Genomic DNA, 6,635 nt, shown 5'->3' on the forward strand with positions numbered 1-6,635 from the left:
GGCGTCTCAGGCGCCGCGGCCGACGGCGCGGCGACAACGGGAGACAGAACGATGGGCGCACTATCGCATTTGCGAGTGCTGGACCTTTCGCGCGTGCTGGCGGGCCCCTGGGCCAGCCAGCTGCTCGCGGATCTGGGCGCGGAGGTCATCAAGATCGAGCGGCCCGGCCAGGGTGACGACACGCGCGGCTGGGGCCCGCCATGGATCAGCGATCCGCAATGGGGCGACGTAGCGCAGTCGGCTTACTTCGCGGGCGCCAACCGCAACAAGAAGTCTGTGGCGGTCGACATCGCCACGCCCGATGGCCAGCGGCTGGTGGCGGCGCTGGCCGCGCAATGCGACGTGCTGATCGAGAACTTCAAGGTGGGCGGTCTGCAGGCCTATGGCCTGGACTATGACACGCTCAAGCGCAGCCATCCCGGGCTGGTGTATTGCTCCATCACCGGCTTCGGCCAGGACGGGCCCTATGCCAACCGGCCGGGCTATGACTTCCTGATCCAGGGCATGGGCGGCCTGATGAGCATCACCGGCCGAGGCGATGGCCAGCCCGGCGCCGGCCCCTTGAAGGTCGGCGTGGCGCTGACCGACATCCTGACCGGCCTGTACGCCACCGCCGGCATCCAGGCGGCATTGGCGCATCGCGACCGCACGGGCGAGGGCCAGCACGTCGACGTGGCCCTGCTGGACGTGCAGGTGGCCGCGCTGGCGAACCAGGCCATGAACTTCCTGGCCAGCGGCTGCGAACCCGCGCGCCTGGGCAACGCCCACCCCAATATCGTGCCGTACCAGGACTTCGCCACCCGCGACGGCCACGTCATCGTCACCGTGGGCAACGACGCGCAATTCCGCCGCTTCTGCGGCGCCATCGGTCGCCCCGACCTGGCGGACGATCCGCGCTACGCCACCAACACGGCGCGGCTGGCATCGCGCGACACGCTGATTCCGCAGATCCAGACACAGATGGCGGAACAGCCCAGCGCGCACTGGCTGTCCACGCTTGAAACGCTGGGCGTGCCTTGCGGCCCCATCAATGGCCTGGCGGAAGTATTCGCCGATCCGCAAGTCCTGCAACGCGGCATGCGCGTGCCGATGCCCGACGCGCAATCGGGCTGCGCCGAACTGATCGGCAATCCCCTGCATCTATCGGGCACGCCTGTGGAGTATCGCAGCGCGCCTCCTGTACTGGGCGCCCATACGGAACCGGTCCTGCGCGACATGCTGGGACTGGCGCCAGAGGCGCTCGCCGAACTGCGGCGCAACGGCGCGATCGCCGCCGCATCCTGAGTAGCTGTGCCTTACACAAGAATGAGACTAGGGAGACAAACCATGGAACCATGCATTCTGGCGCAGGACCCCTCAAACCCCCTCAGGCGCCGCCTGTTGATCGGAGCCGCGGGCGCAACCCTGGGTACGCTTTGCGGCGGCGCCCGCGCGCTGGCCGCCACCGACTACCCGTCCAAGCCGTTGCGCGTCGTCATTCCCTATCCGCCGGGCGGTCCCACCGACATCGTGGGCCGCATCGTCGCGGCGACCTTGGCCGACAAGCTGGGACAATCGGTCGTCATCGACAACCGGCCCGGCGCCAGCGGCATGATAGGCGCGGACGTCGTGGCCAAGGCGGCACCGGACGGCTACGTGCTGCTGATCAATGTCTCGGGCCAGCTGGTCAACCCGGCGCTCTACGCCAACATGTCGCATGATCCGCTCAAGGATTTCCGCGGCATCACCAATCTGGCCTCGACGCCCATCCAGCTGGTAATCAGCGCCAATTCGCCGGTGCGCTCGGTTGCCGACCTGATCGCCCTGGTGCGCTCGCAACCCGGCCGCCACAACTTCGCGTCATCCAGCAACGGCACGCCCGGCCATCTGGCTGGAGAGGTGTTCAAGGCGGCCGCCAAGCTCGACGTCACGCATATCCCCTACAAGGGCAGCGCGCCGGCGCTGACCGATGTGATCGGCGGCCAGGTCACCTACATGCTGGACTCGATGCCCTCGTCCATCAGCCTCGTCAAAGGCGGCAAACTGCGCGCGCTGGCAGTCACCTCGGACCAGCGCGTGGCCGCGTTGCCGGACGTGCCGACCTTCGCCGAACTGGGTTATCCCAGCGTCAACCTGACCACCTGGTACGGCATGTGGGCGCCGGCCCAAACGCCGCCGGAACTGGTCGCACGCATCTACCAGCAAGTGAATGCGGTGCTGCAAAAACCGGATGTGCGCGCGCGCCTGGCCGACGCGCAGGCCATGCCGGTGGGCGATACGCCGGAGCACTTCGACGCCTATTGCCGTTCCGAAGCGCAGCGCTATGCCGAGATCGTGCGGCTGGCGGGAATCCGTCTGCAATGAGCGCCGTCGACTCCCACCGCCATGCGCGGCTGCTCATCCTCGGCTCCGGACCGGCCGGCTATGCCGCCGCGGTCTACGCCGCCCGCGCCAACCTGAAGCCGGTGCTGATCGCGGGCATGGCGCAGGGCGGCCAGCTCATGACCACGACCGATGTCGACAACTGGCCCGCCGACGTGCACGGCGTGCAGGGGCCTGACCTGATGCAACGGTTCCAGGACCATGCGCTGCGCTTCGGCACCGAGGTCATCGCCGACCACGTCCAGAGCGTGGACCTGTCGCGGCGCCCCTTCACCCTGCGTGGCGAACGCGCGACCTATACCTGCGACGCTTTGATCGTGGCGACGGGCGCGGTCGCGCGCTATCTGGGACTGGAGTCTGAACAGGCCTACATGGGTAAAGGCGTATCCGGCTGCGCGACCTGCGACGGCTTCTTCCATCGCGGCCGCGACGTATGCGTGGTGGGCGGCGGCAACACGGCGATCGAGGAAGCGTTGTACCTGTCGAACATCGCCCGTTCCGTCACGCTCATCCACAGACGCGGAACCTTCCGCGCCGAGGCCATCATGCTGGACAAACTCAAGGCCAAGGTCGAACAAGGCCTGATCCGGTTGAAGCTGGACAGTGTGTTGGACGAGGTGCTGGGCGATGCGGGCGGAGTGACGGGCGTGCGTGTCCGGCATCTGGCAGATGGAAGCTGCGTGGACCTGGAGGTGAGCGGATGCTTTGTCGCCATCGGTCATCGTCCCAGCACTGAGCTGTTCGAAGGCCAGCTTGCGCTGGAGGATGGCTACATCGTGACGCAAGCTGGACGCAGGGGACTCGCCACCATGACCAGCGTAGGCGGGGTGTTCGCCGCTGGCGACGTGCAGGACACGGTGTACCGGCAAGCCATCACCAGCGCCGGTAGCGGCTGCATGGCGGCGCTGGACGCGCAGCGCTTTCTGGAACGGTCGGCGTTCTGAGGCCGGTTGGTCTAGGCGCCACTGCGGCGGCCGCGGCGCGCGGGCGCAACGACCTGCACCCAGTCGCTGCGCAACTGCGCCAGGAAGCCGCTGGCACTGGGTGTCAGGCCGCGCTCCTTGAGGAACACCACGCCGATGGCCTGGCTCAACGCGGGCTTGGTCAACGGCCGCGCCACCAGGTCCGCGCTCAGCGCGGCCGGCACCGCGCCGCCAGGCACAATGGCGATGCCCACGCCAGCCCACACGCATTGCATCACGGTGGCGAACTGGCTGACCGTGACCGCGTGCCGCAGCGGCACGCCGGCAATCGACGCATGGCTGTCGATCAGGCGGCGCGTCTGCGCCTCGCGCGGCAGTGAGACCAGCGCATATGGCGCCAGTTGCTCAAGCGTCACGCCGGTCTGCGTGGACAGCGGGTGCTTGCGCGGCATCACCACATGAAAGGCTTCGCGGCCCAGCGACACTACCGAAAAATCGCTTGGCACTTCGTCGATGTAGGTAATGCCCATGTCGGCCACGCCGCTGCGCACGTCGTCCAGCACCGTGCCGTGCACGCCCTCGCGGATCTGCAATTCGATGCGAGGCCGCGATTCGCGATAGCGGGCGACGATGCCCGGCAGCTGCGTGTAGGCCACCGACATCACCGCGGACACGATGCTACGGCCACGCTGTTCATCCGAAATCTCGCGCATGTTCTCGTAGGAAATGCGCAGGTCGGACAGCATGCGGTTCGCCAGCGACACAAACTCCTGGCCCGCTGGCGTGGTTTCAACACGGCGAGTGGAACGATGGAACAGCTCGACGCCCAAGGCCTTTTCCACGCGCTGCACCGTGCGTGTAAGCGCGGGTTGCGAGATATTCAGCGTCAGCGCGGCGGCGACGAAACTGCCGCACTCGGCGACGGTGCTGATCGCCTGCAATTCGCGCGAACTCAAGTCGGGAAGCGTGGCCATGGGTGGTTTTCCCTGTACGGGTCGATTTATGCAGGAATCGGAATTATAGATTTCACGCATCCGCCTTGCGCATGAATGAGAGCCGCCGTCTTCCGGGACAGGCTGGATTTCCGAAACCCGTCTGCAGGGGAGGCTCTTAGTTTCCCGTCAGCGACTTCTTCCTAGAATGCGGGGTTCGGCGCCCGTCACGCGCCTCAAGCGCCATCCCTCATGCCCGCCCCCGATTCCCCCAGTCCGCTTCAACGTCCCGCCTTCCTGCATTACCTGTTTGCGCGTATTGGCGCATCGCTGGCCTTCCAGATCGTCTCGGTCGCGGTGGGCTGGCAGATCTATGCGCTGAGCGGCAGCGCCCTGGACCTGGGGCTGATCGGCCTGGCGCAGTTCCTGCCCATGGCGGCGTTGACCCTGGTGGTGGGCCACGTGGCCGACCGCTACGACCGCCGCAAGATCGTGGCGCTGTGCATGGCGCTGGAAGCGCTGGCCACGCTGGTGCTGGCAATCGCGGCCCTGCATGGCGTGGGCGGCAAGACGCTGATCTACGCCACCATCATCATCATGAGCTCGGCCCGCGCCTTTGAGGCCCCGACCATGGCCACGCTGATCCCGGCGGTGGTGCCGCGCGAATGGCTACCGCGCGCGACCGCGCTGGCGTCCTCCGGCGGACAGATCGCGCAGATCGCCGGCCCGGCGCTGGGCGGCGTCGGCTATGGGTTGGGGGCAGGGTGGATCTACTGCGTGGCAGCGGCCCTGTACTTGTCGGCCTTCGCGTCCATCGCCACGCTGGTCATCGAGCGCGCTCCGCCGCGCAAGGAACCGACCACCTGGCGCACGCTGTTTGCGGGCATCTCCTTCATCTTTCAGCGCCGCCTGCTGCTGGGCACCTTGTCGCTGGACCTGTTCGCCGTGCTGCTGGGCGGGGCCACCGCCTTGCTGCCCATCTTCGCCAAGGACATCCTCAACGCCGGCCCCTGGGCGCTGGGCGCGCTGCGCGCCGCCCCCGCCTGCGGCGCCGCGCTGATGTCATTGACGCTGGCCCGCCTAAGCCTGGGCGAACACGTGGGCCGGCTGCTGTTCGGCGCGTTGATGGTGTTCGGGTTGGCCACCACGGTATTCGGCCTGTCCACCTCGATCCCACTGTCCATCGGCGCGCTGGTGGTGCTGGGCGCGGCGGATGCGGTCAGCGTGGTGGTGCGTTCGTCGCTGGTGCAACTGAACACGCCCGACCATATGCTGGGCCGCGTCAGCGCCGTGAACACGCTATTCATCGGCGCCTCCAACCAGCTCGGCGAATTCGAATCCGGCGTCATGGCCGCGGCGTTCGGCGCGGTGCCTGCGGTGGTGATCGGCGGGGTCGGCACCATCGCCGTGGCGGGATTGTGGATGCGGTGGTTTCCGGAGTTGAGGAAGCTCAGGAGCTTGCACGCGCCCTGATGCGGTGCGCGCCGTGAACAGCGCGTCGAAACCCTCGGCCAGTTCCGCGTAGAGATTGCGCTGCCTCTATCCCCGGCAGCAACACTCGATAATCTTGGTACAATAAGAATCATTATCATTTGATCAAGCCATGCCTACGCGCCCGGGTCACAGAACCCGGCGCCGGACATCGACAGGGGCATCATGGGGGAGCGGTTCTTCGGCGTAATCGCCGAGGCATACAAGTCGTGGAACGCGGAGCTGGTCGGTTTCCTGAACCGGCAGCTCAAGCGTTCGCCCGAGGCCGCCCAGGATTTGGCGCAGGAGACCTTCGCCAAATGGCTGGCCGCGCATCAAGGCGCCGAGCCGCCGGAGAAGCCGCGCGCCTATCTGTACGAGATCGCCCGCAACCTGCTGCGCGATCACTGGCGCCGCGAGAACGTGCGCGACGAACATGTGGTGGCCAGTCTGGACGATCAGGATTTCGAACCGACGGCGTGCGGTCTGGCTGCTCCCGCCGGACAACAGCCCGAAGCCCGCGCGGACGCCAGCCAGCGCCTGCGCCTGCTGCAGGCCGCCATCGACGAGATGCCGCCGCGCCAGCGCGAGGCCTTCCTGCTTTATCGGTATGATGAGCTCCGTTGCGAGGACATCGCCGAGCACATGGGCATCTCCGTGCGGGCGGTGGAGAAGCACCTGCAACTGGCGCTGGCGCACTGCAAGCGCCGTGTCCACGGCGAAACGCCATGACCCGATCCCTACCTTTGTCCGCTGTCGAAGAGGCCGCGAGCGCATGGTTCATGCGCCGCCGGGAACGCGCGTCCGACGCAGGCGCCGAACAGGCCTTCCAGGCGTGGCTGCGAGCTTCGGCCGAGCACCAGCGGGAGTACGAACGGCTGGAGCAGGTGTGGGAGGACATGGCGGCGCTGCCGCTCCCGGACTCCGCGCCGACGCGTACGCACGCCCA

The 6,635-nt window shown here is 67.3% G+C and carries 7 protein-coding genes; 6 read left to right on the forward strand and 1 reads right to left on the reverse strand.

Annotation, left to right across the window (positions count from 1 at the left end; genetic code table 11):
* The first annotated feature begins 51 nt into the window (after positions 1–51).
* From IPU70_RS32325 to trxB, 3 genes are read left to right on the forward strand one after another with little or no spacing between them, the layout of a single operon-like run.
* Positions 52–1,284: a CaiB/BaiF CoA-transferase family protein gene (locus tag IPU70_RS32325; RefSeq protein ID WP_207473971.1), complete on the forward strand. Its 1,233-nt coding sequence runs from the start codon at positions 52–54 to the stop codon at positions 1,282–1,284.
* A 42-nt stretch (positions 1,285–1,326) separates the two neighbouring features.
* Positions 1,327–2,343, forward strand: coding sequence for a tripartite tricarboxylate transporter substrate binding protein (locus IPU70_RS32330; RefSeq protein WP_207473974.1), 1,017 nt, complete (start codon positions 1,327–1,329; stop codon positions 2,341–2,343).
* Positions 2,340–3,305, forward strand: a complete 966-nt coding sequence (gene trxB / locus IPU70_RS32335) for a thioredoxin-disulfide reductase (RefSeq protein WP_207473977.1) — start codon at positions 2,340–2,342, stop codon at positions 3,303–3,305. Before IPU70_RS32330 ends, trxB begins: the two co-directional genes overlap by 4 nt.
* 11 nt (positions 3,306–3,316) lie before the next feature.
* On the opposite strand, the gene IPU70_RS32340 is transcribed toward trxB, so the two are convergent.
* A complete protein-coding gene (locus IPU70_RS32340) occupies positions 3,317–4,258 on the reverse strand; it encodes a LysR family transcriptional regulator (RefSeq protein ID WP_207473979.1) in 942 nt (313 codons plus the stop codon).
* Between the two features lie 210 nt (positions 4,259–4,468).
* On the opposite strand from IPU70_RS32340, the gene IPU70_RS32345 reads away from it, so the two are divergent.
* The 3 genes from IPU70_RS32345 to IPU70_RS32355 form a co-directional block, all read left to right on the forward strand.
* Entirely contained in the window at positions 4,469–5,689 is a 1,221-nt protein-coding gene (locus IPU70_RS32345; RefSeq protein ID WP_207473982.1) for an MFS transporter, read from the forward strand.
* A 183-nt stretch (positions 5,690–5,872) separates the two neighbouring features.
* Complete coding sequence (locus tag IPU70_RS32350; RefSeq protein ID WP_207473984.1) at positions 5,873–6,418, forward strand: RNA polymerase sigma factor; 546 nt, start codon at positions 5,873–5,875, stop codon at positions 6,416–6,418.
* Positions 6,415–6,635 (forward strand): DUF4880 domain-containing protein (locus IPU70_RS32355; protein ID WP_207473987.1); only part of this gene is annotated, 221 nt, incomplete at its 3' end. The genes IPU70_RS32350 and IPU70_RS32355, both read left to right, overlap by 4 nt.

Origin of the sequence: Achromobacter sp. SD115, from assembly GCF_017355315.1 — a bacterium.
GTDB classification, from domain to species: domain Bacteria; phylum Pseudomonadota; class Gammaproteobacteria; order Burkholderiales; family Burkholderiaceae_B; genus Achromobacter; species Achromobacter xylosoxidans_B.